The sequence below is a fragment of the Variovorax sp. RKNM96 genome, assembly GCF_017161115.1.
Taxonomy (GTDB): Bacteria; Pseudomonadota; Gammaproteobacteria; order Burkholderiales; family Burkholderiaceae_C; genus Variovorax.
This window is the reverse complement of the sequence record NZ_CP046508.1, coordinates 6,565,823-6,589,807: the sequence shown is the minus strand read 5'-3', so window position 1 is coordinate 6,589,807 and position 23,985 is coordinate 6,565,823. Positions and strand designations below refer to the sequence as shown.

Annotated in this window: 24 protein-coding genes; 21 read left to right on the top strand and 3 right to left on the bottom strand. The window is 66.6% G+C overall.

Annotated elements, in window-relative coordinates:
* Nucleotides 1-154 precede the first annotated feature (154 nt).
* From GNX71_RS30745 to GNX71_RS30650, 20 genes are all read left to right on the top strand, one after another.
* Nucleotides 155-640, top strand: a complete 486-nt coding sequence (locus GNX71_RS30745) for an ATP synthase subunit I (protein WP_198788343.1) — start codon at nucleotides 155-157, stop codon at nucleotides 638-640.
* A gap of 4 nt (nucleotides 641-644) precedes the next feature.
* Entirely contained in the window at nucleotides 645-1,514 is an 870-nt protein-coding gene (atpB, locus tag GNX71_RS30740; protein ID WP_206175911.1) for a F0F1 ATP synthase subunit A, read from the top strand.
* A gap of 66 nt (nucleotides 1,515-1,580) precedes the next feature.
* Complete coding sequence (atpE, locus tag GNX71_RS30735) at nucleotides 1,581-1,847, top strand: F0F1 ATP synthase subunit C (protein WP_172672154.1); 267 nt, start codon at nucleotides 1,581-1,583, stop codon at nucleotides 1,845-1,847.
* A gap of 77 nt (nucleotides 1,848-1,924) precedes the next feature.
* Nucleotides 1,925-2,395 (top strand): F0F1 ATP synthase subunit B, encoded by a 471-nt coding sequence (locus GNX71_RS30730; protein ID WP_007830193.1) that lies wholly within the window; start codon nucleotides 1,925-1,927, stop codon nucleotides 2,393-2,395.
* Between the two features lie 8 nt (nucleotides 2,396-2,403).
* The gene (locus GNX71_RS30725; RefSeq protein ID WP_206175910.1) at nucleotides 2,404-2,934 is read left to right on the top strand and encodes a F0F1 ATP synthase subunit delta; all 531 of its coding nucleotides are present in this window, start codon (nucleotides 2,404-2,406) and stop codon (nucleotides 2,932-2,934) included.
* A gap of 38 nt (nucleotides 2,935-2,972) precedes the next feature.
* Entirely contained in the window at nucleotides 2,973-4,586 is a 1,614-nt protein-coding gene (gene atpA / locus GNX71_RS30720) for a F0F1 ATP synthase subunit alpha (protein ID WP_042577547.1), read from the top strand.
* A 33-nt stretch (nucleotides 4,587-4,619) separates the two neighbouring features.
* Nucleotides 4,620-5,495: a F0F1 ATP synthase subunit gamma gene (gene atpG, locus GNX71_RS30715; RefSeq protein ID WP_198788346.1), complete on the top strand. Its 876-nt coding sequence runs from the start codon at nucleotides 4,620-4,622 to the stop codon at nucleotides 5,493-5,495.
* 88 nt (nucleotides 5,496-5,583) lie between these two features.
* Nucleotides 5,584-5,973 carry a hypothetical protein gene (locus GNX71_RS30710; RefSeq protein WP_206175909.1) on the top strand — a complete coding sequence of 130 codons (390 nt, stop codon included), beginning with the start codon at nucleotides 5,584-5,586 and terminating at the stop codon, nucleotides 5,971-5,973.
* Between the two features lie 126 nt (nucleotides 5,974-6,099).
* Entirely contained in the window at nucleotides 6,100-7,500 is a 1,401-nt protein-coding gene (gene atpD, locus GNX71_RS30705; RefSeq protein ID WP_042577550.1) for a F0F1 ATP synthase subunit beta, read from the top strand.
* Nucleotides 7,501-7,522: 22 nt separating this feature from the next.
* Entirely contained in the window at nucleotides 7,523-7,942 is a 420-nt protein-coding gene (locus GNX71_RS30700) for a F0F1 ATP synthase subunit epsilon (RefSeq protein WP_013543863.1), read from the top strand.
* 236 nt (nucleotides 7,943-8,178) lie between these two features.
* Nucleotides 8,179-9,348: an ROK family protein gene (locus tag GNX71_RS30695; RefSeq protein ID WP_206179781.1), complete on the top strand. Its 1,170-nt coding sequence runs from the start codon at nucleotides 8,179-8,181 to the stop codon at nucleotides 9,346-9,348.
* The gene (locus GNX71_RS30690) at nucleotides 9,345-10,889 is read left to right on the top strand and encodes a sugar ABC transporter ATP-binding protein (RefSeq protein WP_206175908.1); all 1,545 of its coding nucleotides are present in this window, start codon (nucleotides 9,345-9,347) and stop codon (nucleotides 10,887-10,889) included. Before GNX71_RS30695 ends, GNX71_RS30690 begins: the two co-directional genes overlap by 4 nt.
* Nucleotides 10,852-11,880 (top strand): ABC transporter permease, encoded by a 1,029-nt coding sequence (locus GNX71_RS30685; RefSeq protein ID WP_206175907.1) that lies wholly within the window; start codon nucleotides 10,852-10,854, stop codon nucleotides 11,878-11,880. The genes GNX71_RS30690 and GNX71_RS30685 overlap by 38 nt, the downstream gene beginning before the upstream one ends.
* 43 nt (nucleotides 11,881-11,923) lie before the next feature.
* Complete coding sequence (locus GNX71_RS30680) at nucleotides 11,924-12,886, top strand: substrate-binding domain-containing protein (protein WP_206175906.1); 963 nt, start codon at nucleotides 11,924-11,926, stop codon at nucleotides 12,884-12,886.
* A 147-nt stretch (nucleotides 12,887-13,033) separates the two neighbouring features.
* Nucleotides 13,034-14,200: a Gfo/Idh/MocA family oxidoreductase gene (locus tag GNX71_RS30675; protein ID WP_206175905.1), complete on the top strand. Its 1,167-nt coding sequence runs from the start codon at nucleotides 13,034-13,036 to the stop codon at nucleotides 14,198-14,200.
* A gap of 49 nt (nucleotides 14,201-14,249) precedes the next feature.
* Nucleotides 14,250-14,948: a phosphatase PAP2 family protein gene (locus tag GNX71_RS30670; RefSeq protein WP_206175904.1), complete on the top strand. Its 699-nt coding sequence runs from the start codon at nucleotides 14,250-14,252 to the stop codon at nucleotides 14,946-14,948.
* 76 nt (nucleotides 14,949-15,024) lie between these two features.
* On the top strand, nucleotides 15,025-15,546 hold the full coding sequence (locus tag GNX71_RS30665; protein ID WP_206175903.1) for a DUF3617 family protein: 522 nt from the start codon (nucleotides 15,025-15,027) through the stop codon (nucleotides 15,544-15,546).
* A gap of 84 nt (nucleotides 15,547-15,630) precedes the next feature.
* Nucleotides 15,631-16,749: a ligase-associated DNA damage response exonuclease gene (locus GNX71_RS30660; RefSeq protein WP_206175902.1), complete on the top strand. Its 1,119-nt coding sequence runs from the start codon at nucleotides 15,631-15,633 to the stop codon at nucleotides 16,747-16,749.
* Nucleotides 16,746-18,425 carry an ATP-dependent DNA ligase gene (locus GNX71_RS30655; RefSeq protein ID WP_206175901.1) on the top strand — a complete coding sequence of 560 codons (1,680 nt, stop codon included), beginning with the start codon at nucleotides 16,746-16,748 and terminating at the stop codon, nucleotides 18,423-18,425. Before GNX71_RS30660 ends, GNX71_RS30655 begins: the two co-directional genes overlap by 4 nt.
* Nucleotides 18,422-21,169, top strand: a complete 2,748-nt coding sequence (locus GNX71_RS30650) for a ligase-associated DNA damage response DEXH box helicase (RefSeq protein WP_206175900.1) — start codon at nucleotides 18,422-18,424, stop codon at nucleotides 21,167-21,169. The genes GNX71_RS30655 and GNX71_RS30650 overlap by 4 nt, the downstream gene beginning before the upstream one ends.
* Before the next feature lie 5 nt (nucleotides 21,170-21,174).
* On the opposite strand, the gene trxC is transcribed toward GNX71_RS30650, so the two are convergent.
* Nucleotides 21,175-21,621: a thioredoxin TrxC gene (gene trxC, locus GNX71_RS30645; protein ID WP_198788358.1), complete on the bottom strand. Its 447-nt coding sequence runs from the start codon at nucleotides 21,619-21,621 to the stop codon at nucleotides 21,175-21,177.
* A gap of 77 nt (nucleotides 21,622-21,698) precedes the next feature.
* Here trxC and pdeM point away from each other — a divergent pair, with 77 nt between their 5' ends.
* Nucleotides 21,699-22,382 (top strand): ligase-associated DNA damage response endonuclease PdeM, encoded by a 684-nt coding sequence (pdeM, locus tag GNX71_RS30640; protein WP_206175899.1) that lies wholly within the window; start codon nucleotides 21,699-21,701, stop codon nucleotides 22,380-22,382.
* A gap of 113 nt (nucleotides 22,383-22,495) precedes the next feature.
* Here the strand turns inward: pdeM and GNX71_RS30635 are convergent, their stop codons facing one another.
* Both GNX71_RS30635 and GNX71_RS30630 read right to left on the bottom strand, forming a co-directional pair.
* A complete protein-coding gene (locus GNX71_RS30635) occupies nucleotides 22,496-23,032 on the bottom strand; it encodes a TPM domain-containing protein (RefSeq protein ID WP_206175898.1) in 537 nt (178 codons plus the stop codon).
* A 2-nt stretch (nucleotides 23,033-23,034) separates the two neighbouring features.
* Nucleotides 23,035-23,982, bottom strand: a complete 948-nt coding sequence (locus GNX71_RS30630) for a TPM domain-containing protein (protein ID WP_206175897.1) — start codon at nucleotides 23,980-23,982, stop codon at nucleotides 23,035-23,037.
* Nucleotides 23,983-23,985: the final 3 nt, after the last annotated feature.

Genomic DNA, 23,985 nt, shown 5'->3' with positions numbered 1-23,985 from the left:
GGAATTATGGTTGCGTGCGCCGAGTCGGGTTCACGTCAGGTCTTCTGGCCATCGATTCGCAATCGTGACGCGGATGTGGCGGGAGTGGCTGGGTTTTTACTTATAATCAATGGCTTTGTAGAAATTCTGGGTCGTCATCCGGGCTTCATTCGAAATGAAAACAATCGCCCGACAGGACTCGGAGGTCGCTGAAGACCTCGACGCAGAATTCAAGCCGTTGACCGCCGATGAGGCGCGTGAACTGCGAGCAAAGAACCCTTCGGTCTCCCCTTGGCGGGTGGTCGCGGGTCAGTTGGTTGTCGGTCTGGTGGTGGCTTTGGCCATCTGGGGACTGACGGGGAGGCAAAATCTGGGTTGGTCCGCCGCTTACGGCGCGATCGCAGTGGTCATTCCAGCGGCGGTGTTCGCACGCGGGTTGACCGGCAGGTTCTCTTCCCTGAATCCGGGCACTGCGGTGTTTGGGTTCTTCCTCTGGGAAATGGTCAAGATGGCCTTGTCCGTGGCGATGCTGATCGCCGCGCCAAGGCTGATAACGGCGCTGAGCTGGCCTGCAATGCTGGTCGGCTTGGTGGTGACAATGAAGGCGGCCTGGTTGGCGGTGATGTTCTCGCCCCGGCGCCGGCAACAACGAGACGAGTAACGGAATGGCTGCTGAAAACGCTGCGGAACATGGTCAGACCGCTGGTGAATACATCGTTCACCACTTGACGCATCTGCAAAGCTCCAAGCCTGCAGGTGTGGCCGATCTTTCGGTCTTCAACTTCGATTCGCTGTTTTTCTCCATCTCCCTGGGCATCCTGGGTTGCTGGTTGCTCTGGCTGGCTGCACGCAAGGCCACGTCGGGCGTTCCGGGTCGTTTCCAGGCTGCCGTCGAGCTGCTGGTTGAAATGGTCGACCAGCAAGCCAAGGGCATCGTGCACAACGCCACCAGCCGCAAGTTCGTCGCTCCGTTGGCTCTGACCATCTTCGTCTGGATCTTCCTGCTGAACGCAATGGACCTGTTCCCGGTCGATTTGTTCCCGGCCATCTGGGCCAAGATCTTCCACATCGCCGGCGAAGACCCGCACCACGCCTACCTGCGCGTCGTGCCCACGGCCGACCTTTCTGTGACGATGGGCATGTCGGTGGCCGTGCTGCTGATCTGCATCTACTACAACATCAAGATCAAGGGCGCCGGCGGCTGGATCCACGAGCTGTTCACCGCACCCTTCGGCAACCACTGGGCGCTGTACCCCTTCAATTTCGCCATGCAGATGATCGAGTTCGTCGCCAAGACGGTCTCGCACGGAATGCGGCTGTTCGGCAACATGTATGCCGGCGAACTGATCTTCCTGCTGATCGCCCTCATGGGTGGCGCCTTCTCGCTGTCGGCCACCGGCATCGGCCTGGCCATCGGCCACATCATCGCGGGCACGGCCTGGGCCATCTTCCACATCCTGATCATCACGCTGCAGGCGTTCGTGTTCATGATGCTGACGCTGGTCTACATCGGTCAGGCCCACGATCACCACTGATCGCGCTGATCATCCGGTTTCGTTTTTGTTTTTCGTTTTCTCTTCAACCAAAGTCCTCTAGGAGTCATCATGGAAGTTATTAGCTTTGTTGCACTGGCCGCCGGCCTGATCATCGGTCTGGGCGCTGTGGGCGCATGTATCGGCATCGGCATCATGGGCAGCAAGTACCTCGAGTCGGCCGCACGTCAGCCCGAACTCATGGGCGAACTTCAAACCAAGATGTTCCTGCTGGCCGGTCTGATCGACGCCGCTTTCATTATCGGCACCGGTATCGCCCTGTGGTTCGCAACGGCCAACCCGTTCCTGGCGCAAATCGCCAACCTGCCGAAGTAAGTCTTTCTCGTCGGACCCGTGTCGTCGTTCCCCTCTGTGGAATGGCTTCGCATTCAATCCCAAAGAGAGGGTGAAAAGTGAGCATTACCGGTACCCTGATCGTTCAGATGATCGTGTTCCTGATCCTGGTCGGGTTCACGATGAAGTTCGTGTGGCCGCCGATCGCGAAGGCGCTGGACGACCGCGCTGCGAAGATCGCCGAAGGCCTCGCTGCCGCCGACAAGGCCAAGTCCGAGCTGTCCGCCGCCAACAAGCGCGTGGAAGCCGAACTCGGCCAGGCACGCAACGAGTCCGCACAACGTCTTGCTGATGCCGAACGTCGCGCCCAGGCCATCGTTGAAGAGGCCAAGGCCCGTGCGACCGAAGAAGGCAACAAGATCGTTGCTGCTGCCCGCGTCGAAGCCGACCAGCAGGCACTGAAGGCCCGTGAAGCCCTGCGCGAGCAGGTTGCCGCACTGGCCGTCAAGGGCGCAGAGCAGATTCTGCGCAAGGAAGTGAATGCAGGCGTCCACGCCGATTTGCTCGCCCGTCTGCAGACCGAACTCTGATAGAAGCCATGGCAGAACTCGCCACCATTGCACGTCCCTACGCCGAGGCGCTTTTCAAGGCCTCGTCGTCCGACGTTGCCGCAACCAGCGCCTGGCTCGAAAAGGTTGCCGCCATCGCGGCCAACCCCGAGCTCCAGCAATTCGCCGACAACCCCAAGGCCACGGCCGAGCAGGTTCTCGGTGTGGTCGCCGGTGCCTTCGGTGCGCCGTTGGCCGCTCACGCCCAGAACTTCCTGGGCGCGCTCCTGGAGAACGGGCGTTTTTCGGTGCTGCCGGAAATTGCGAAGCAGTTCCGGGCACTGGCCAACGTGAAGAGCGGTTCGTCCGACGCGGTGGTCTACAGCGCCTTCCCGATCGATGCCGCGGCTCTGGCCAACGTGTCGGCTGCGCTGGAAAAGCGTTTCGGCCGCAAGCTGCAGGTCACGGTCCAGCAGGATCCGGAACTGATCGGCGGCATTCGTGTGGTGGTCGGCGACGAGGTGCTCGACACCTCCGTCAAAGCGCGCCTTGAACAAATGAAAGTTGCGCTGGCGGCCTGACGGTCTCCATCGCCTTACAAAGAAAGAAGGAAAGAGTCATGCAACTCAATCCCGCAGAAATTTCCGAACTGATCAAGAGCCGCATCGAGGGCCTCGGGGTCAGCGCCAACATCCGCAACGAGGGCACCGTGGTTTCGGTGACCGACGGCATCGTGCGCGTGCACGGCCTGTCCGATGCGATGCAAGGCGAAATGCTTGAATTCCCGCCCACGGCAGACGGCACCCCGTCGTTCGGCCTCGCGCTGAACCTCGAGCGCGACTCGGTCGGCGCCGTGATTCTGGGCGAGTACGAGCACATCTCCGAAGGCGACACCGTCAAGTGCACGGGTCGCATCCTGGAAGTGCCCGTGGGCCCCGAGCTCATCGGCCGCGTGGTGAATGCCCTGGGCCAGCCGATCGACGGCAAGGGTCCGATCAACGCCAAGATGACCGACGTGATCGAAAAGGTCGCTCCGGGCGTGATCGCACGGAAGTCCGTCGACCAGCCGATGCAGACCGGCCTGAAGTCCATCGACTCGATGGTGCCCGTTGGCCGCGGCCAGCGCGAGCTGATCATCGGCGACCGCCAGACCGGCAAGACGGCCGTGGCGATCGACGCGATCATCAACCAGAAGGGTCAGAACATGACCTGCGTCTACGTTGCGATCGGCCAAAAGGCTTCGTCGATCAAGAACGTGGTGCGCTCCCTCGAACAAGCCGGCGCGATGGACTACACCATCGTGGTGGCCGCATCCGCCTCCGAATCGGCGGCCATGCAGTACGTGTCGGCCTACTCGGGCTGCACGATGGGCGAATACTTCCGCGACCGCGGCCAGGACGCACTGATCGTCTATGACGACCTGTCCAAGCAAGCCGTGGCCTACCGCCAGGTGTCGCTGCTGTTGCGCCGCCCGCCAGGCCGCGAAGCCTACCCCGGCGACGTGTTCTATCTCCACAGCCGACTGCTCGAGCGCGCAGCCCGCGTGAACGCCGACTACGTCGAAGCTTTCACCAAGGGTGAAGTCAAGGGCAAGACCGGTTCGCTGACGGCACTGCCCATCATCGAAACGCAAGCCGGCGACGTGTCCGCATTCGTTCCGACCAACGTGATCTCGATCACCGACGGCCAGATCTTCCTGGAAACCAGCCTGTTCAACGCCGGCATCCGTCCCGCCATCAACGCCGGTATCTCGGTGTCGCGCGTGGGTTCGTCGGCGCAGACCAACCTGATCAAGAACCAGTCGGGCGGTATCCGTACCGACCTGGCCCAGTACCGTGAACTGGCCGCGTTCGCGCAGTTCGCTTCCGACCTCGACGAAGCGACCCGCAAGCAACTCGACCGCGGTGCGCGCGTGACGGAACTGCTCAAGCAGACCCAGTACAGCCCGCTGCCGATCTCGCTGATGAATGCCACGCTGTTCGCAGTGAACAAGGGCTTCATGGACGACATCGACGTCAAGAAGGTGCTCTCGTTCGAACACGGCTTCCACCAGCTGCTGAAGACGAGCCACGCGGCCCTGCTCGAGACCATGGAAAAGAATGGCGCCAAGTGGGACGTGAAGCCCGCCAAGCCGGACGACAGCGCCGAGAAGCAAGCCTTCAAGAAGGTTTGCCAGGACGCCGAAGCCGAACTGCTGGCAGCCGCCACCTCGTTCAAGAAGTCGTTCGCCTGATCGACCCCTTGACCGACGCAAGAAGGAGTTCATATGGCAGCTGGTAAGGAAATCCGCGGCAAGATCAAATCGGTGGAAAACACCAAGAAGATCACCAAGGCCATGGAAATGGTCTCGGTTTCCAAGATGCGCAAGGCGCAAGAGCGCATGCGTGCCGCCCGCCCCTACAGCGAGAAGATCCGCAACATCGCGGCCAACCTCGGCAAGGCGAACCCCGAGTACACGCACGCATTCATGAAGAAGAGCGACGCCAAGGCGATCGGCTTCATCATCGTGACGAGCGACAAGGGGCTGTGCGGTGGCTTGAACACCAACCTGCTGCGCGCCGTGACGACCAAGCTGCGCGAAGCGCAGGCCGCTGGCGTGGCCATCGAGTCGGTCGCCATCGGCAGCAAGGGCCTCGGCTTCCTGAACCGCATCGGCGCCCGCGTGGTCGCGCATGTCACCCACCTGGGCGACACGCCGCACCTGGACAAGCTCATCGGCCCGGTCAAGACCCTGCTCGACGCTTACGCTGAAGGCAAGCTCTCGGCCGTGTACCTGTGCTACACGAAGTTCATCAACACGATCAAGCAGGAGCCGCTCGTCGAGCAGCTGCTGCCGCTGGCGGCGGACTCGCTGAAAGTCGAGGAAGGCCAGCATTCGTGGGACTACATCTACGAGCCCGATGCGCAAAGCGTGATCGACGAACTGCTGGTGCGTTATGTGGAGTCGCTGGTCTACCAGGCCGTGGCCGAGAACATGGCGTCCGAGCATTCGGCGCGGATGGTGGCCATGAAGGCTGCCACCGACAACGCAGGCAACGTGATCAGCGAGCTGAAACTGGTCTACAACAAGACCCGCCAGGCCGGCATCACGAAAGAGCTGTCGGAAATCGTGTCGGGCGCGGCTGCAGCCGCCGGCGTTTGATAGAGGCAGTGCAACGGGCCACATTGCCGAACGGGCGCGCTCTGCGCGTCCGATAACACAGGCCTACTTTTTAGGGGACTTTGCGCACATGAAGAAACTTCTCGTTCTGGTGGCTGTTGCTGCCGCTCTGACTGCTTGCTCCAAGAAGGAAGAAGCGCCCGCTGCTGCTCCGGTTCCTGCCGCCGCACCTGCGCCCGCTCCTGCCGCTCCGGCATCGGCACCGGCCGCAGCAGCACCTGCTGCTGCAGCCCCGACGGCATCGGCCGCGGACCTGCCGCAAGAGTGCAACGACTACCTGACGAAGGTCCAGACCTGCGTGGGCGCACAAAGCGGTGCTGCCGCCGATGCGATGAAGGCCAGCCTCGATCAGACCAAGGCCACCTGGGCTTCGATGGGCGCCGACAAGGCGGCCCTGGGCCAGGCCTGCAAGGCCGCTTCGGACGCTTTCGCTGCACAAGCGACGGCCATGAAGTGCTGATCTGAAGAAGTAGTTCAAGGGTGCCGGCCCGTCCGGCATTCTTGCAAAAGCGGCCCGTTTTGGCACCAGGACGCTTCTGCAAGAACCTGTCGCAAATTTATTGAGATCCATCCAGAAGGAAACGCCATGGCTGAAGGAAAAATTGTCCAATGTATCGGCGCCGTGGTCGACGTGGAGTTCCCGCGTGACCAGATGCCCAAGGTGTATGACGCCTTGAAATTCGAAGGCGGCGGACTGACCCTCGAAGTTCAGCAGCAGCTGGGCGACGGCGTGGTGCGTACCATCGCGCTGGGTTCGTCCGACGGCCTGCGCCGCGGCCTGATCGTCACCAACACCGGTGCACCCATCACGGTGCCCGTCGGCAAGGCCACGCTCGGCCGCATCATGGACGTGCTCGGCCGTCCGATCGACGAGCGCGGCGAAGTGAGCCAGGACCTCACTGCCTCCATCCACCGCAAGGCCCCCGCGTACGACGAACTGTCGCCGTCGCAAGACCTGCTGGAAACCGGCATCAAGGTGATCGACCTGGTGTGCCCGTTCGCCAAGGGCGGCAAGGTGGGCCTGTTCGGCGGCGCCGGCGTGGGCAAGACCGTGAACATGATGGAACTCATCAACAACATCGCCAAGGCTCACTCGGGTCTGTCGGTGTTCGCCGGTGTGGGTGAACGTACCCGCGAAGGCAACGACTTCTATCACGAGATGGCCGACTCTGGCGTGGTGAACCTGGACAACCTGCCTGAGTCGAAGGTGGCCATGGTCTACGGCCAGATGAACGAACCCCCGGGCAACCGTCTGCGCGTGGCGCTGACCGGCCTGACCATCGCCGAGTCGTTCCGCGACGAAGGCCGCGACGTGCTGTTCTTCGTGGACAACATCTACCGCTACACGCTGGCCGGTACCGAAGTGTCGGCGCTGCTGGGCCGCATGCCTTCCGCCGTGGGCTACCAGCCCACGCTGGCCGAGGAAATGGGCCGCCTGCAAGAGCGGATCACCTCGACCAAGGTCGGCTCGATCACCTCGATCCAGGCCGTGTACGTGCCAGCCGACGACTTGACCGACCCGTCGCCCGCCACCACCTTCGCCCACTTGGACTCGACCGTGGTGCTGTCGCGCGACATCGCCTCGCTCGGTATCTACCCCGCCGTGGACCCGCTGGACTCGACCTCGCGTCAGCTCGACCCGAACGTGGTCGGCGAAGAGCACTACAACGTGGCCCGCGCCGTGCAAGGCACGCTGCAGCGCTACAAGGAACTGCGCGACATCATCGCGATTCTGGGCATGGACGAACTGGCTCCCGACGACAAGCTCGCCGTGGCCCGTGCCCGCAAGATCCAGCGTTTCCTGTCGCAGCCGTTCCACGTGGCCGAAGTGTTCACCGGCTCGCCCGGCAAGTACGTGCCGCTGGCCGAAACCATCCGTGGTTTCAAGATGATCGTGAACGGCGAAGCCGACCACCTGCCGGAACAAGCGTTCTACATGGTGGGCACGATCGACGAAGCGTTCGAAAAAGCCAAGAAGGTCGCTTGAGGCGGCATAGATAGGAACTCAGATGGCAAACACCATTCACGTCGACGTGGTCAGCGCGGAAGAGTCGATCTTCTCGGGCGAAGCCAAGTTCGTCGCGCTGCCCGGTGAAGCCGGTGAGCTCGGCATCTATCCGCGCCACACCCCGCTGATCACGCGCATCCGTCCCGGTGCCGTGCGCATCGAGACGGCCGACGGCGGCGAAGAGTTCGTCTTCGTGGCCGGTGGCATTCTCGAAGTGCAGCCGAACGCCGTCACCGTGCTGTCCGACACCGCGATCCGCGGCAAGGACCTCGACGATGAAAAGGCCAACGTGGCCAAGGCCGCGGCCGAGGAAGCGCTCAAGAACGCGAAGAGCGACATCGACATCGCGATGGCGCAGTCGGAACTGGCCGTGATGGCCGCGCAGATCGCTGCGCTGCGCAAGTACCGCCAGAAGAAGTAAGCAGCAAGCGCGTGAGCGCTTCTTCCCAGGAAAAGCCGCCTTCGGGCGGCTTTTTTGCGCCTGGATGAATACACCAAGCCATCTTCGATCTGAACTTGGTCGAAGTTCGACCTTGTCCGGCTGAAGCCCTGCCCCTAGTATTCGCGTTCGCCCGACAGCCCAAAAGCTGCGGAGCAAGCAAAAAAGAACACGGAGACAAGCGCGTGGCACCCTGGAGTGGCATCACTGCGGATGAAATGCGGTTGCTGGAAACGACCTTCTGGTCGGCCGGCGGCTCGCGCCATGCCATGGCCGAACAGCTGGGCTTTTCCAAGAGCAAGGCCAATGCGCTGATCGCCGGCCTCGTCGACCAGGGCCTGCTGGCCGAAGCGGGCCTGCAGCGTTCCTCCGGCGGACGCCGCGCCGAAAACCTCCAGCTGCATGCCGGCCTCGGCGTGCTCATCGGCATCGACATCGGCGCCACCAGCCTCGACGTGGCGGTGCTGCGGCCCGACCTCACCGTGCTCGCGCAGCACGATGAACCCGCCGACGTGCGCGACGGCCCCGCGGTCGTCCTCGCCCGCGTCCGCACGCTGATGCGCGAACTGCTCGCCCGTTGCGGCCACAGCGCGAAGAGCGTGCTGGGCATCGGTATCGGCGTGCCCGGCCCCGTCAACTTCGAGATCGGCCAGCTCGTGAACCCGCCGCTCATGCCGGCGTGGGACAGCTTCTCGATCCGCGACTACCTGCGCGAGGACTACGCGGCCCCCGTCTTCGTCGACAACGACGTGAACCTCATGGCGCTGGGCGAACTGTGGCGCCTCAAGCGCTCGCTCACCAACTTCCTCGTCATCAAGATCGGCACCGGCATCGGCTGCGGCATCGTCTGCCACGGCGAGGTGTACCGCGGCGCCGCGGGCTCGGCCGGCGACGTGGGCCACATCTGCGTCGACCAGGAAGGCCCGCGCTGCCACTGCGGCAACCTCGGCTGCGTCGAGGCGATGGCCGCCGGCCCCGCGATCACGCGCATGGCGATGCAGGCGGCCGAGGCGGGCGAGAGCGAGGTGCTGGCCGAGTGCCTGCGGGTGCACGGCCGCATCGATGCGATCGACGTGGGCCAGGCCAGCCGCGGCGGCGACACCGCAGCCAACGGCATCATCCAGCGCGCGGGCAGCCTGATCGGGCAGATGCTCGCGTCAGTGGTCAATTTCTTCAACCCGTCGCATGTGTTCATCGGCGGCGGCATCACGCGCATCGGGCCGCTGTTTCTCGCAGCCGTGCGGCAGAGCGTGTACCAGCGCTCGCTGGCGCTCTCCACGCGGCACCTGGAGATCCAGTACACGCCGCTCGGCACGCAAGGCGGCCTCATCGGCGCCGGCGTGCTCGCGATGCACGAGACCCTGAAAGTTCGCGGAGTGGCGCCATGAGTGCAGACACCAACACCAGCACCAAGGGCAGCGTCGCCGTCGAGTTCGACGGCGTGGTGAAGGCCTTCGGCCCCGTGCAGGTGCTGCACGGCGTGAGCTTCGCGCTCGCGCCCGGCCGCGTGTACGGCCTCCTGGGCGAGAACGGCGCGGGCAAGTCCACGCTGATGAAGATCCTCGCGGGCTACGAACAGCTCACCGGCGGCACGTTGCGCATCAACGGCCAGCCGCAGCAGTTCACGAGCTCGCGCGATGCCGAAGCGCTGGGCATCGTGCTGATCCACCAGGAGTTCAACCTCGCCGAAGACCTGAGCGTCGCGCAGAACATCTTCCTGGGGCACGAAAAGAAGAAGGGCTGGCTGCTCGACGACACCTCGATGGAGCGTGACGCAGCCGCAGCGCTCGCCGCCGTCGGCCTGCAGGTCGACCCGAGCACCAAGGTGCGCAAGCTCATCGTCGCCGAGAAGCAACTCGTCGAGATCGCCAAGGCCATCGCCCGCCGCGCGCGCCTGCTCATCATGGACGAGCCCACCGCCACGCTCACGCCCGGCGAGACCGAGCGCCTGTTCAAGCTCATCGCGCAGTTGCGCGCCGATGGCGTGACCATCGTCTACATCTCGCACAAGCTCGACGAAGTGGAGCAGGTGACCGACGAGGTGATCGTCATGCGCGACGGCCGCTTCGTCGCCCGCGCGCTCACGCCCGATGTCACGCGCCACCAGATGGCCAACCTGATGGTGGGCCGCGAACTCGCCGACCTGTACCCGCCGCGCGACCTCGTCGTGGCCGCAGACGCACCTGCTATGCGCGTGCGCAACTTCAGCGTGCCGGGCTGGGCGCAGGACGCGAGCTTCGAGGTGCGCCCCGGCGAGATCCTCGGCTTCGCGGGCCTCGTCGGCGCCGGCCGCACCGAACTGTTCGAAGGCCTCCTTGGCCTGCGCCCGGCGAGCGGCAGTGTCGAGATGCTCGGCAAGCCCGTGCCTCACAACAAGGGCTGGCGCAATCCGCGCGATGCCGCCAAGAACGGCCTCACGTACCTGAGCGAAGACCGCAAGGGCAAAGGCCTGCACGTCAACTTCGGCCTCCGCCAGAACCTCACGCTGATGGCGCTCGAGCGCTATGCCAAGCCGTGGCTGCAGCCCGAAGGCGAGCGCGGCGCGCTGGCCGAGGCGGTGAAGGACTACGGCATTCGCACCGGCTCGCTCGACGTCAAGGCCTCGTCGCTCTCGGGCGGCAACCAGCAGAAGCTCGCGCTCGCCAAGGTGCTGCAGCCGCAGCCCAAGGTGGTGGTGCTCGACGAGCCCACGCGCGGCGTGGACGTGGGCGCCAAGCGCGACATCTATTTCCTGATCCAGCGACTCGCCCGCGAAGGGCTCGCGGTGATCGTCGTCTCGTCGGAGCTGATGGAACTGATCGGCCTGTGCCACCGCGTCGCGGTGATGCGCGCAGGAAAACTCGTTGCCACGCTCGACGCGAACCATCTGACCGAAGAGGAGCTCATCGCTCATGCCACCGGAACCGCAAACACCCCCGTCGCAGCCTGAAGACGCTGCAGCGCATCGCAGCGAAGCCAAGCCAGGCTGGATCGCGCGCCTGCACGGCCTCGGGCCGGTCATCGGCCTCGTGCTGCTGTGCATCGCGGGCACGCTGCTCAACGGCGACTTCGCCACCGTCGACAACGCGATGAACGTGCTCACGCGCACGGCCTTCATCGGCATCATCGCGGTGGGCATGTGCTTCGTGATCATCTCGGGCGGCATCGACCTGTCGGTGGGCTCGATGGCCGCGCTCATCGCGGGCAGCGTGATCATGTTCATCAACTGGGCGGGCCCCGTCTCGGGCTCGCCGATGCTGGCGGTGGTGATGGGCGCGGTGCTGGCCATCGTGCTGGGCGCGGTGTTCGGCCTCGCACACGGCCTGCTGATCACCAAGGGGCGCATCGAGCCCTTCATCGTGACGCTGGGCACGCTGGGCATCTTCCGCGCATACCTCACGTACTTCGCCGATGGCGGTGCGCTCACGCTCGACAACGAACTGTCGGACCTCTACGCGCCCGTGTACTACGCGAGCCTCGCGGGCATCCCGGTGCCCGTGTGGGTGTTCGTGATCGTCGCGATCATCGGCGGCGTCATCCTGAACCGCACGGCCTACGGGCGCTATGTGCAGGCCATCGGATCGAACGAGCAGGTGGCGCGCTATGCGGCAGTCGATGTGGACCGCGTGAAGATCATGACCTACGTGCTGCTCGGCGTGTGCGTGGGCATCGCGACGCTGCTGTACGTGCCGCGGCTGGGCTCGGCCTCGCCGACCACGGGCCTCTTGTGGGAACTCGAGGCGATCGCCGCGGTGATCGTCGGCGGCACCGCGCTCAAGGGCGGCGCGGGCAGCATCACCGGCACGGTGGTGGGCGCGATCCTGCTCTCAATCATCAGCAACATCCTGAACCTCACCAGCATCATCAGCGTGTACCTCAATGCTGCGGTGCAGGGCTTCGTGATCATCATCGTCGCGTTCCTTCAACGCGGCCGGCGCTAGTTCTTTCCCGTTTCATTTCACCCACCAAGAGGAGACATCCAGCATGACAACTTTCACCCGTCGCATCGCACTCACGGCCGTCGCCGCGGCAGCGCTCACGAGCCTGCCCGCGCTCGCCGCCGAAAAGGTCAACCTCGGCGTTTCGATCCCCGCGGCCACGCACAGCTTCATGGGCGGCATCAACTACTGGGCCAACCAGGCGAAGAAGGATCTGGAGAAGGAACACAAGGACCTGAAGATCACGATCAAGACGGCCGCCAACGCGCCCGAGCAGGCCAACCAGCTGCAGGACCTGTCAACGGTCACCAAGATCAACGCGCTCGTCGTGTTCCCGTTCGAATCGGCTGCGCTGACCAAGCCGGTCGCGCAGGTCAAGGCCAAGGGCGCGTACGTCACCGTGGTCGACCGCGGCCTCACCGACACCAGTGCACAGGATGCGTACGTGGCCGGCGACAACACCGCCTTCGGCAAGATCCCCGCCGAATACATCGTGAAGACGCTGGGCGGCAAGGGCAACGTGGTCGCGCTGCGCGGCATCGCCACCACGCTGGACAACGAACGCATGGACGCCTTCAACGCGGTGCTCAAGGGCAGCCCCGACATCAAGCTGCTCGATGCCAAGTACGCCAACTGGAACCGCGACGACGCCTTCAAGGTCACGCAGGACTACCTCACGCGCTTCAAGCAGATCGACGCGATCTGGGCCGCCGACGACGACATGGCCGTGGGCGTGCTCAAGGCGATTTCGCAGGCCAAGCGTGACGACATCAAGATCGTGTTCGGTGGCGCGGGCGCCAAGGACATGGTCAAGACCATCATGGACGGCAAGGACAAGCGCATCGGTGCCGACGTGAGCTACTCGCCCAAGTTCATCTACGACGCGATCAAGCTCACCGCCGAAGCGCGCCTGAAGGGCGAGAAGCTGCCGGCGACGACGATCATTCCTTCGGTGCTGATCACGAAGGAAAACGCCAAGGACTTCTACCACCCGAACTCGCCTTTCTGAGTCTGTGGTCTTGCTCCCTCTCCCCTTGGGGAGAGGGCGGGGGTGAGGGCAGCAGCGATTGCAAAGGCAGTGCGCTTGCAACCGCCCAAGCCCTCACCCTAACCCTCTCCCCAAGGGGAGAGGGGACAACACGGAAGCCAAATATCCATGAGCTCCATACCTCTTCGCAAGCTCCGCTACGCCATGGTCGGCGGCGGTCGCGACGCCTTCATCGGCGCCGTGCACCGCAAGGCCATGGCGCTGGACGGCCAGATCGAATTCGTCGCGGGTGCGCTTTCGTCCAGCCCCGACAAGGCGCGCGCCTCGGGCCGCGACCTGGGCCTGGCCGACGACCGCAACCACGGCGACTGGCAGGCGCTGCTGGCGGACGAACTCCAACGTCCTGCGGACCAGCGCATCGACTTCGTCTCGATCGTCACGCCCAACCACATGCACTTCCCCGTCGCGCAGGCCTTCGCCGATGCGGGCTTTCACGTCGTGTGCGACAAGCCGCTGGTGCACACGCGCGACCAGGCCGATGCATTGGTCGCCACCGTCGCGAAGCAGGGCACGGTGTTCGGCGTCACCTACAACTACACCGGCTATCCGATGGTGCGGCAGGCGCGCGAGATGGTGCGCTCGGGCCAGCTCGGCGACATCCGCAAGATCGTCGTCGAATACAACCAGGGCTGGCTCGCGAGCCACGTCGAGGGCAGCGGCAGCAACAAGCAGGCCGACTGGCGCACCGACCCCGCGCGCAGCGGCGCGGCCGGCGCCATCGGCGACATCGGCTCGCACGCCGAGAACCTTGTCGCGAGCATCACGGGCCTGGAAATCGAAAGCCTCTGCGCCGACCTCACCGCGCACGTGCCGGGCCGCATGCTCGACGACGATGGCAGCCTGCTGCTGCGTTTCAAGGGCGGCGCGCGCGGCGTGCTGATCGCCTCGCAGATCAGCACGGGTCTCGAGAACGACCTGCGCCTGCGCATCTCGGGTTCGCTCGGCACGCTCGAATGGCACCAGGAGCAGCCGAGCCAGCTCGTGCACCTGCCGCACGATGGTCCCAAGCGCATCTTCACGCGCGGCGGGCCTTGGCTGTGCGAAGCGGCGCGGCGTGCGAGCCGGCTGCCGACGGGGCACCCCGAAGGCTTCATCGAGGCCTTCGCCAACATCTACGCGGGCGTGGCGGCGGACATTCGCGCGCGGCTCGCGGGCCAGCCGGCCGATCCGATCGCGGCGGACTATCCGCGCGTGGAAGACGGCGCGCGCGGCGTGCGCTTCATCGAGCGCACGGTGGCTTCGGCGCAAAGCCAATTAAAGTGGACGCCCTGGTGACGCGCCGGCCTCGCACCCGCGAGGCCATGCCGCGTTGCCATCGGCATCCATGACGCACTCTTCCTTCGACGATTCACCGGCTTCTTCGACACGATGGCTGCGCGCCCTGTGGCTGCGCTGCAAGACGCTGTGGCCGCTCAAGCTGGTGGGCAACACCGTCGCCACCATCGGTTTCTTTCCGCTGTACTTCTGGATCATGAAGAACGCGGGCCAGGCCTGGGTGCTGCCGCTCACCGCCTTCGACCGGCTGATCGCGTTCTGGCCGGCAGTCCTTCCCATCTATCTTTCGCTCTGGGGCTACATCGCGCTGCCGGTGCTGCTGGCCAAGGACAAGCGCGAGCTCTGGAGCTTCTCCATCGGCTGCGCGGCAATGACGGCCTTCGCGCTGGTCGTCTTCTGGTTCATGCCCACGGCGATTCCGAACTTCACCATCGACGCCACGCCGGGCACCTCGCTGCATTTCCTGAAGACCGTCGACTCCGCCGGCAATGCGTTTCCGTCGCTGCATGTGTCGTTCTCGGTGTTCGCCTGTATCGTGCTCGCGCGCCAGTTGCGCGATGCCGGCGCGCCGGCATGGTTGCGTCTCTTCAACGTGGCATGGGCCGTGGCCATCGTGTATTCGACGATGGCCGTTCGCCAGCATGTGCTGATCGATGTGCTCGGCGGGCTGGCGCTGGGCCTTGCGCTCGGCTTCGTCTCCCGCGAGCGCGGCGCCGTGGCGCCACCGCCGCAAGCTCGCACGGCGTAGGCCGATTGCGGTATTCCGCCGCGGCAGTGCGGACGGTACAAAGCGGGATCGTCGTCTACCGAATGCGGAGCCCGCCATGAAGATCCGTTCCTCCGTTGCCGTGGCCTGCATGGTCGCCGGCGCCATCGCTGCCAGTTCCGCCTTCGCCATCGACTACCCGGCGCGCAAGCCCGGCCTGTGGGAAATCCAGACCGGCGATGCCACCGGCAAGGGTGCGGGGCACACCGTCCAACAGTGCATCGACGCGGCCAGCGACAAGGCGCTGCGCGACATGGGGCAGGGCATGGGCAAGGACATGTGCGCCAAGCAGGACCTGCGCATCGAGAGCGGCAAGCTGGTGATGGACTCGGTCTGCAAGATCGGCACCACCACCGCCACCTCGCACGCGGTGATGACGGGCGACTTCAGCTCTACCTACCGCATGGAGAGCAAGTCGACCTACAACCCGCCGCTGATGGGCCGCACCGAAGGCACCAGCGTCATGGAGGCCAGGTGGGTCGGGCCCTGCAAGCCCGGCCAGAAACCGGGCGACATGGTGATGTCCAACGGCATGACGATGAACGTGCTCGACATGATGGGCGCCCGCGGCAAGAAATAGCCGAGCGAAGTAGGCGCCGGCCCACATCGCTTCGGGGCGGCCGTTCGGCGGCGCCGACGGCCGGCCGGGCCTACGATGGCGGCCATGCCCGACAAGCAGGATCTCGTTGTCGCCCGGCCCGAGGGCCTGTATTGCCCGCCCGGCGATTTCTACATCGACCCGTGGCGGCCGGTGGCGCGCGCGGTCATCACGCACGCGCATTCGGACCATGCCCGCATCGGGCATGCGCACTACCTGGCGCACACCGACAGCGCGGGCACCTTGCGCACGCGACTCGGCGCCGACATCAACCTGCAGACCCTCGCATACGGCGAAGCCATCGAGCACCACGGCGTGCGCCTCTCGCTGCACCCGGCCGGCCATGTGCTGGGCTCGGCGCAGGTGCGGCTCGAACACGGCGTCCGCGTATGGGTCGCCTCGGGCGACTACAAGACCGAGCCCGACGGCACCTGCATGCCCTTCGAGCCCGTGCCCTGCGACACCTTCATCACCGAGTCCACCTTCGGCCTGCCGATCTACCGCTGGCCCACGCAGGCCGTGCTGTTCGCGGAGATCGATGCCTGGTGGCGCGCGAATGCGGAGGCCGGCCGCGCGTCGGTGCTGTTCTGCTATGCCTTCGGCAAGGCGCAGCGCATCCTGCATGGCGTGGATGCCTCGATCGGGCCCATCGTCGTGCACGGCGCGGTCGAGCCGCTCAACGCGGTGTACCGCGCGGCCGGCGTGGCGCTGCCGGAGACGGTGCGTGTCACCGATCCCGGCGTCGATGCGGCACTGCTGAAGCGCGCGCTGGTGCTCGCACCGCCGTCCGCGCAGGGCACGCCGTGGATGAAGCGCTTCGGCAACTACGCCGATGCCTTCGCGAGCGGCTGGATGCAACTGCGCGGCACGCGCCGCCGCCGCGGCGTGGACCGGGGCTTCGTCATGTCGGACCATGCCGACTGGCCCGGCCTGCAGCAGGCGATCGCGGGCACCGGCGCCGAACGCGTGTTCGTCACGCACGGCAGCGTGCAGGTGATGGTGCGGTGGCTCACCGAGAGCGGGCTCGATGCGCAGGGCTTCAAGACCGAGTACGGCGATGAGGACGACCAAGAGACTCCCTCCCCCTCTGGGGGAGGGCCGGAGAGGGGGCAAGCAGCGCTCGATGGGGACGCTGCCAGCCCCCATGCCAACCTTCCCCCAGAGGGGGAAGGAGCCGATACATGAAAGCCTTCGCCGCGCTCTACCGCGAACTCGACGCCAGCACGTCGAGCCTTGCCAAGCAGGCCGCGTTGCAGCGCTACCTGCGCGATGCCGACGCGGCCGATGCCGCATGGGCCGTCTACTTTCTCGCGGGCGGCAAGCCGCGCCAACTCGTGCCCACCAAGCTGCTGCGCCTGCTCGCGCAAGAAGCCGCGGGCTTGCCCGAGTGGCTGTTCGACGAGAGCTACGACGCCGTCGGCGATCTTGCCGAGACCATCGCACTGCTGTTGCCGCCGCCGACCGAGGTGCACGACCTCGGACTCGCAGCCTGGGTCGAGCAGCACCTGCTGCCGCTGCGCGAAGCCGCGAAGACCGCGCCCGAAGAACTGGCGGATCGCCTGCGCGCCCAGTGGCGCCAGCTCGCGGCCGAGGAGCGGCTGGTGTACTTCAAGCTCATCACGGGCGCGTTCCGCGTCGGCGTGTCGAAGCTGCAGGTCACGCAGGCGCTCGCGGCCGTGGGCGGCATCGATGCCAAGCGCGTTGCGCAGCGGCTCATGGGCTACACGCACATCGGCGCGCGGCCACGGGCCGGCGACTACGCCACGCTGATCGCGCCCGAGTCCGATGCCGAGCAGGTGCAGAAGACCAGCGGGCAGCCATACCCCTTCTTCCTCGCGCATCCCTTCAACATCCCGCTCGATCAGTTCGATGCGGTGCTGGGTCCGCCGGCCGACTGGATCGTCGAGTGGAAGTGGGACGGCATCCGCGCGCAACTCGTCAAGCGCGCGGGCGTGGTGTGGCTGTGGTCGCGCGGTGAAGAGCTGGTGACCGATCGCTTTCCCGAGCTCGCCGCGCTGGGCGAAGCGCTGCCCGACGGCACGGTGCTCGATGGCGAGATTGCCGTGTGGCGCAAGGCAGAGACTTCACCCGAGGGTGAAGGCAAGGTGCAGCCCTTCGCCGAGTTGCAGAAGCGCATCGGCCGCAAGACGCTGGGCGCCAAGCTGCTGCGCGACATTCCCGTGGTGTTGCTGGCCTACGATTTGCTCGAATGGGAAGGGCGCGACCTGCGCACAGAGCCGCAGTCGGCGCGCCGCGTGCTGCTCGACGAACTCGTCACCCGCATGCAGCACCCCTCGCTGCTGCCGAGCCCGATGCTCACCGGCATCGACTGGACCGACCTTGCGCGCCAGCGCGAAGCCGCGCGCACCATGGGCGTCGAAGGGATGATGCTCAAGCGCCGCGACGCGCAGTACGGCGTGGGCCGCACGAAGGACGTGGGCGTGTGGTGGAAGTGGAAGATCGATCCGCTCAGCATCGACGCCGTGCTCATCTACGCGCAGCGCGGCCATGGCCGCCGCGCGAGCCTCTTCAGCGACTACACCTTCGCGGTGTGGGACGGACCGCCCGAGCAGGAGGACCGCAAGCTCGTGCCGTTCGCCAAGGCGTACTCGGGGCTTACCGATGCGGAGATGGGGCGCGTGGACGCGATCATCCGCAAGACCACCGTCGAGAGCTTCGGTCCGGTGAAGAGCGTCAAGCCGACGCTGGTGTTCGAACTGGGCTTCGAAGGCATCGCGCGCAGCACGCGGCACAAGAGCGGCATCGCGGTGCGCTTTCCGCGCATGCTGCGCTGGCGCGAGGACAAGCCGGTGGCGGAAGCCGACACGCTGCAGACGCTGGCTGCGCTGCTGCCGACATGACCGACCCGACGGACCCCGCATTTCTCCCTCCCCTCCCGGGGGAGGGCGGGGGTGGGGGCAAGCGGCGTATCGATCGCCAACTGCACGTCGAAGGCCGCGAGCCCCCATCCCAGCCTTCCCCCGGGAGGGGAAGGAGCAAGACCGTCAAGGCTGCTCTCGATGCGTGGTTCGTCTCGCGCGGGTGGAAGCCGTTCAAGTTTCAACGCGACGTGTGGAAGGCCGTCGCTGAAGGCAAGTCCGGCATGCTGCATGCGACCACCGGTGCGGGCAAGACCTATGCGGTGTGGCTCGGCGCGCTGCAGATCTTCTCGCAGGCGCGCAAGGAAACTGCTCGCCCTGCGGCGCCACCGCTCACCGTGCTGTGGCTCACGCCCATGCGCGCGCTCGCGGCCGACACGCTGCGCGCGCTGAAGCAGCCGCTCGAAGCGCTCGGCGCCGAGGTGCATCCGTGGAGCACGGGTGCGCGCAGCGGCGACACCTCGTCGGCCGAGCGCAGCGCGCAGAACGAACGGCTGCCGACCGTGCTCGTCACCACGCCAGAAAGCCTGTCGCTGCTGCTCGCGCGTGCCGATGCGAGCCAGGTGCTGGGCCGCGTGAAGATGGTCGTGGTCGACGAGTGGCATGAGCTGCTCGGCAACAAGCGCGGCGTGCAGGTGCAGCTCGCGCTCGCGCGGCTCAAGCGGTGGAACCCGGGTCTTGCGATCTGGGGCATGTCCGCCACGCTCGGCAATCTGCAGGAGGCGATGCATTCACTGCTGGGCCACGACGAGGGCGTGCTCGTGCAGGGCCAGGTGCCGAAGAAGCTCGTCATCGATTCGCTGCTGCCCGGCCGCGCCGAACGCTTTCCGTGGGGCGGGCACCTGGGCCTCACGATGCTGCCGCAGGTGATCGAGGAGATCGCCGCGAGCAGCACCACACTGGTCTTCACCAACACGCGGTCGCAGGCCGAGATCTGGTACCAGGCGATGCTCGAAGCCAAGCCCGAATGGGCCGGCACCATTGCGCTGCACCACGGCTCCCTCGACCGCGCGGTGCGCGAATGGGTCGAGTTGGGCTTGAAGAGTGGCGAACTCAAGGCGGTGGTGTGCACCTCGAGCCTGGACCTGGGCGTGGACTTCCTGCCGGTCGAGCGCGTGCTGCAGATCGGCTCGCCCAAGGGCGTGGCGCGGCTGCTGCAGCGCGCGGGCCGCTCGGGCCATGCGCCGGGGCGGCCGTCGCGCATCACGCTCGTGCCCACGCACAGCATCGAGATGGTGGAGGGGGCGGCCGCGCGCACGGCGATTGCGGAGGGCCACATCGAGGCGCGGCATTCACCCGACCAGCCGCTCGACGTGCTGGTGCAGCACCTGGTGACCGTGGCGCTCGGTGGCGGCTTCGTGCCCGACGATCTGTACGACGAGGTGCGCGGCACCGTGGCGTATGAAACGCTCTCGCGCGAGAGCTGGCAGTGGTGCCTCGACTTCGTCTCGCAGGGCGGCCAGTCGCTCGCGGTCTACCCCGACTACAAGCGCGCCGTGCCCGATGCGGAAGGCGTGTGGCGCGTGCCCGATGCGCGGCTCGCGCGGCGCCATCGCATGAACATCGGCACCATCGTGAGCGATGCGAGCATGGCGGTGCAGTACCTGGGCGGCTCGAAGATCGGCAATGTCGAAGAGGGTTTCGTCGCGCGCATGAAGCCGGGCGACTGCTTCCTGTTCGGTGGCCGCTTGCTCGAACTCGTGCGCATCCACGACATGACCGCCTGGGTACGGCGCGCCACAGGCAAGCGCGCCGCGGTGCCGCGCTGGAACGGCGGACGCATGCCGCTGTCGAACACGCTGGCCGATGCGGTGGTGCAGCAGCTCGCGCTGGCGGGCGAGGGGCACTACGACTCGCCCGAGCTGCAATGCGTGCGACCGCTGCTGGAGATCCAGCAGCAATGGTCCGCGCTCCCCACCCCGCAGACGCTGCTGGCCGAGACGCTCAAGACGCGCGAGGGCTCGCATCTCTTTCTCTATCCCTTCGCCGGCCGGCATGTGCATCTGGGGCTTGCGAGCCTGCTGGCCTGGCGCGTGGCGCAGCACGAGGCGCGCACCTTCTCCATCGCGGTCAACGACTATGGCTTCGAGCTGCTGAGCGCGACCGAGGTCGACTGGCCCGCGCTGCTGCCGCAGGTGCTGCGCCTGCCGGAGAGCGAGGGTGACACCGATGCGCGCACCGTGCTGCTGCACGAAGTGCTGGCCTCGCTCAATGCGGGCGAGCTGGCGCAGCGGCGCTTTCGCGAGATCGCGCGCGTCTCGGGTCTGATCTTCCAGGGCTATCCGGGCGAGAAGCGCAGCAGCCGGCAACTGCAGGCGTCGTCGTCGCTGTTCTGGGAGGTGTTCCGCAAGTACGACCCGTCGAACAAGTTGCTGCTGCAGGCGGAGCAGGAACTGCTCTCGCAGGAGCTGGAGATCGGTCGCCTTCGCGCGAGCCTGGAACGCATGGCCACGCAGCAGCTCGTGCTGAAACCGCTGGAGCGGCCGACGCCGTTCTCGTTTCCGCTCATGGTCGAGCTGTTCCGCGAGAAGCTGTCGAACGAGAACGTGGCCGACCGCATCGCGCGGATGGTCGAGCAGCTGGAGAAAGCCGCGGGCGGCGTGGTCACGGCCGGCGGCGTGGAGCGTGTGAAGAGCACGCTGGCGTTCGGGCAGGAAGGGCCGGGCAAGCCGCCCAAGCCACGGCGCGAGCGCAGGCGGCCTTCGCGACCGCTACCGCCACTGTGAGCCGATCAGCCGCCGTGCGCCTTCACCCACCGCACGATGTCCGCCGCGCCCATCGCGCCGGCCTGACGTGCCACCTCGCGACCGCCGCGAAAGAGCGCCAGCGTCGGGATGCTGCGGATGTTGAAGCGCGCGCCGAGCGCGGGCACGGCCTCGGTGTCGACCTTGGCCAGGCGCACATGGGGTTCGAGCTGGGCCGCGGCCTGCTCGTAGCCCGGCGCCATCTGGCGGCAGGGGCCGCACCACGGGGCCCAGAAGTCGACCAGCACCGGGATCTCGTTGCGCGCGATGTGGCGATCGAAGGTCTTTTCGTCGGGCAGCGCGGTCGAGTGGCCGGCGAACAGCGCCTTGTGGCAACTGCCGCAATCGGGCGCGCTGCCCAGCTGCTCCGCGCGCACGCGGTTGGTGGTGTGGCAGTGCGGGCAGACGATGAGCTTCGGGGGCGATTCGGTCATACGGAAGAACTGGGGCTCGCGCGGTTGAATTGCAAGATGGCCGCCGGCCTGCGCGTCATTTGCGACACTCCCCGGCTGTGACTTCCCGGCACCTTACCGCGTCTGCGCTCGCCGTCCAATGGGCCGGCGAGCTGCTGCACCTGCTGCCCGAGCGTGCGCTCTGGTGGCCCGGCGGGCGCGTGCTGTTCATCGCCGACCTGCACATCGGCAAGGCCGCGACCTATCGCGCGCTGGGCCAGCCGGTGCCGGGTGGCACCACGCAGCAGAACCTCGCGCGGCTCGATGCCTTGATCGCTGCGCATGCGCCCGGGCACATCGTCTTTCTCGGCGATTTCCTGCACGCGGCGCAGGCCCGGACGCCGCAGGTGCTGGCCGCGCTCGAAGCCTGGCGCGCCACGCACGCGGACATCGCGATGACGCTGGTGCGCGGCAACCACGACAGCCGCGCGGGCGATCCGCCGGCGGCGCTCGGCATCGAAGTGGTCGACGAGCCCTTCCTGCTCGGCCCGTTCGCCTGCTGTCACCATCCGCAATCGCATGCCACGCACTTCGTGCTCGCGGGGCACCTGCATCCGGTGTGCCGGCTCTACGGGCCGGGGCGCGACAGCGTGCGGCTGCCCTGTTTCGTGAGCGACGCGCGGCAGGCCGTGCTGCCCGCCTTCGGCGAGTTCACGGGCGGCTGGCTGATGGAGCCGGCGCCGGAGCGGCGCTTCTATGCGGTGGGTGGCGAGACCGTGTGGGCGTTGCCGCCGGTGGACTGAAGGGTTTGGCTCCTTCCCCCTCTGGGGGAAGGCTGGGATGGGGGCAGGCAGAGCGCTCGATGGCTACGCCGCTTGCCCCCACCCCGGCCCTCCCCGGAAGGGGAGGGAGAAAGTCAGAGCACCACCGGCTCGTCCGGCAGCTCGTTGGTGTCGGCCTCGTCCTCGGCCAACGGAAAGTGCGCAACCAGCAGGGCCGACATTTCTTCCAGCGCCTGCGTGAGCCCGTCCTCGAAGCGGCCTTCGCGGAACGCCGTGCCCATGCGCTGTGTCATCGCGGCCCATTCGGCATCGTCCACGCGCGAGTCGATCCCGCGGTCCGCCACGATCTCGATCGCGTGCTCGGCCAGCAGCAGGTAGATCAAGACCCCGTTGTTGTGCTCGGTGTCCCACACGCGCAGCTTGCCGAACAGCGTGACGGCGCGTTCCCTCGGCGGCGCATGGCGCCAGAGGTACGACATCGGCAGGCCCGCTTCGACGCAGATGCGGACTTCGCCGCTGTGGCGCCGTTCGCTCGCGGCCACGCGGCTGGCGAGCCGTTCCATCGCGTCGTTGGGCAGCACGCGGCGCACCGCGGCTTCGTCGGTCCACCGATGGCGCCAGATGCGGCCGAGCTTCGAGAAGAGCGTGGGTTCTGCAGTTGCCGTTGCCATGTTCACCAGTCTCCCGAAGCGCCGCCGCCGCCGAAATTGCCACCGCCACCGGAACTGAAGCCGCCGCCTCCGCCTCCGCCGCCACCGCTCCATCCGCCGCCACCGCCGCTGCTCCAGCCACCACCGCCGCCGCCACCGCCGCTGCTCCAGCCACCACCGCCGCCGCCACCGCGACCACCACCGAACCCGGCGAGGCCCGAGAACAGCGAGACCATGAGCGCGATCAGCCCGGCGATCACCGCGATGACCGTGCTGGTCGTGAGGAAGAACGCCACCGCGCCGATGCCCCCGCCCATGACGACCGAGCCCAGCGTCTTGCCCAGGATGGCGCGCACGATCGGCGCGCCGACGAAGACGCCGACGAACAGGAAGATCGCGAGGTTCTCCCAGTCGAAGTCGCTGCCCGAACTACCGCCGCCGCTGTTGCGCGAAGGCTCGGGCAGCGGCTCGCCGTCGACCAGGCCGATGAGCCGGTCCACCGCCGCATTCAGGCCGCCCGCGAAGTCGTTGTTGCGAAAGCGCGGCTTCATCTCCTCGTCGATGATGCGCACCGCCGCGAGGTCGGGCACCGCGCCTTCGAGCGCCTTGGCCGTGGCGATGCGCATCTTGCGATCGTCCTTGGCGACGATCACCAGGAGGCCGTCGCCCACATCCTTGCGGCCGATCTTCCAGGCGTCGCCCACGCGCTGCGCGTAGCTGGCGATGTCTTCGGGTTGGGTGGTTGGCACCATCAGCACCACGATCTGCGAGCCCTTGCGCTGCTCGAAGGCCGCGAGCTTGGTCTCGAGGCCCGAGCGCTGCGCGGCGTCGAGCGTGCCGGTCTGGTCGATGACGCGCGCGGTGAGCGCGGGCACCGGCAGCAGGCCCTGCGCCAGCGCGGGCAAGGCGACCCATGTCAGCGCTGCGACGAAGACTGCAGCCAGCGCGCGGCGGATCAGGGCTGCAACCATCGG

What these genes read in the sequence shown, in the direction of transcription:
- trxC (WP_198788358.1), bottom strand. Translation starts at nt 21,621, where the DNA reads ATGACCGAATCGCCCCCGAAGCTCATCGTCTGCCCGCACTGCCACACC.
- GNX71_RS30690 (WP_206175908.1), top strand. Translation starts at nt 9,345, where the DNA reads ATGAGTGCAGACACCAACACCAGCACCAAGGGCAGCGTCGCCGTCGAG.
- atpG (WP_198788346.1), top strand. Translation starts at nt 4,620, where the DNA reads ATGGCAGCTGGTAAGGAAATCCGCGGCAAGATCAAATCGGTGGAAAAC.
- GNX71_RS30710 (WP_206175909.1), top strand. Translation starts at nt 5,584, where the DNA reads ATGAAGAAACTTCTCGTTCTGGTGGCTGTTGCTGCCGCTCTGACTGCT.
- atpD (WP_042577550.1), top strand. Translation starts at nt 6,100, where the DNA reads ATGGCTGAAGGAAAAATTGTCCAATGTATCGGCGCCGTGGTCGACGTG.
- GNX71_RS30700 (WP_013543863.1), top strand. Translation starts at nt 7,523, where the DNA reads ATGGCAAACACCATTCACGTCGACGTGGTCAGCGCGGAAGAGTCGATC.
- GNX71_RS30725 (WP_206175910.1), top strand. Translation starts at nt 2,404, where the DNA reads ATGGCAGAACTCGCCACCATTGCACGTCCCTACGCCGAGGCGCTTTTC.
- GNX71_RS30660 (WP_206175902.1), top strand. Translation starts at nt 15,631, where the DNA reads ATGCCCGACAAGCAGGATCTCGTTGTCGCCCGGCCCGAGGGCCTGTAT.
- GNX71_RS30675 (WP_206175905.1), top strand. Translation starts at nt 13,034, where the DNA reads ATGAGCTCCATACCTCTTCGCAAGCTCCGCTACGCCATGGTCGGCGGC.
- GNX71_RS30630 (WP_206175897.1), bottom strand. Translation starts at nt 23,982, where the DNA reads ATGGTTGCAGCCCTGATCCGCCGCGCGCTGGCTGCAGTCTTCGTCGCA.
- GNX71_RS30680 (WP_206175906.1), top strand. Translation starts at nt 11,924, where the DNA reads ATGACAACTTTCACCCGTCGCATCGCACTCACGGCCGTCGCCGCGGCA.
- atpA (WP_042577547.1), top strand. Translation starts at nt 2,973, where the DNA reads ATGCAACTCAATCCCGCAGAAATTTCCGAACTGATCAAGAGCCGCATC.
- GNX71_RS30665 (WP_206175903.1), top strand. Translation starts at nt 15,025, where the DNA reads ATGAAGATCCGTTCCTCCGTTGCCGTGGCCTGCATGGTCGCCGGCGCC.
- GNX71_RS30635 (WP_206175898.1), bottom strand. Translation starts at nt 23,032, where the DNA reads ATGGCAACGGCAACTGCAGAACCCACGCTCTTCTCGAAGCTCGGCCGC.
- GNX71_RS30745 (WP_198788343.1), top strand. Translation starts at nt 155, where the DNA reads ATGAAAACAATCGCCCGACAGGACTCGGAGGTCGCTGAAGACCTCGAC.
- GNX71_RS30670 (WP_206175904.1), top strand. Translation starts at nt 14,250, where the DNA reads ATGACGCACTCTTCCTTCGACGATTCACCGGCTTCTTCGACACGATGG.
- GNX71_RS30655 (WP_206175901.1), top strand. Translation starts at nt 16,746, where the DNA reads ATGAAAGCCTTCGCCGCGCTCTACCGCGAACTCGACGCCAGCACGTCG.
- GNX71_RS30685 (WP_206175907.1), top strand. Translation starts at nt 10,852, where the DNA reads ATGCCACCGGAACCGCAAACACCCCCGTCGCAGCCTGAAGACGCTGCA.
- GNX71_RS30695 (WP_206179781.1), top strand. Translation starts at nt 8,179, where the DNA reads ATGCGGTTGCTGGAAACGACCTTCTGGTCGGCCGGCGGCTCGCGCCAT.
- atpB (WP_206175911.1), top strand. Translation starts at nt 645, where the DNA reads ATGGCTGCTGAAAACGCTGCGGAACATGGTCAGACCGCTGGTGAATAC.
- GNX71_RS30650 (WP_206175900.1), top strand. Translation starts at nt 18,422, where the DNA reads ATGACCGACCCGACGGACCCCGCATTTCTCCCTCCCCTCCCGGGGGAG.